1 protein-coding gene is annotated in these 674 nt (G+C 69.0%); it reads left to right on the top strand.

Going from position 1 to position 674, the window contains the following annotated elements; translation table 11 throughout:
- Nucleotides 1–493: 493 nt before the first annotated feature.
- The gene (locus tag C7C46_RS33210) at nucleotides 494–673 is read left to right on the top strand and encodes a hypothetical protein (RefSeq protein WP_146259326.1); all 180 of its coding nucleotides are present in this window, start codon (nucleotides 494–496) and stop codon (nucleotides 671–673) included.
- Nucleotide 674 lies beyond the last annotated feature (1 nt).

The raw sequence follows: 674 nt of genomic DNA on the forward strand, positions 1-674 counted from the left end.
CCGTCAGGGAGCAGCGGGATACGTCCTTGAGGCGAACGGATTCGGTCCGGCGGCCGGCGCCTCCTCGTACACCCGCCGCCTGCTACCCCGCGGGTGGCGGTGCCGCGGGCGGGGGTGCGCCACCTTCAGCCGCGCCGACCCGGACAGCCCCAACGGCGTCGACGTCCTCACCGCGGCGGAGATCAGCGCGGAACTGCATATCGGTCCGGTCGGCGAGGTCTACACCGGGGGCGTGGTCCCGCTCGCACTGACCCCGCGCGCGGGCCGGTCCCCGGGGTGGTCCCAGACCCGGGTTACTTCTCGGGGTTGCGGCGGAGCAGGGCCCACCGGAACGAGTCGAGCGTCATGTGCCAGCTACAACCCGGTGCCGGCGTGAAGATCCAGTAGAGCGGCTGTTCCTCGACCGGCCGTGGAAGTGGGTCGCCTTGTTGTTGGTCGGCGGCGGATGTGCGGCTCGGCAAGCATGGGCGCGAGCTGGCCGCTAGCTACGCCCATGAGCGATTCACGGGCGTATCAACAGCACGACTGCACAGAGAGCAATGAGAACACCGCAACGTTCGACGCCATGCTGCAGCACTACGCGATCGCCCAGCCGAGCGGCGTTGAGGGGCTGCGCTACTACAGTGCGGACACGGCGTTCAACGGGCCAGACACACTGAAGTTCCCCCACTGAA

This window comes from Streptomyces tateyamensis (assembly GCF_003205575.1).
Lineage (GTDB): Bacteria > Actinomycetota > Actinomycetes > Streptomycetales > Streptomycetaceae > Kitasatospora > Kitasatospora tateyamensis.

Bases quoted from the DNA above. Each gene is read 5' to 3' on its own strand.
- C7C46_RS33210 (WP_146259326.1), top strand. From the start codon at position 494: ATGAGCGATTCACGGGCGTATCAACAGCACGACTGCACAGAGAGCAAT.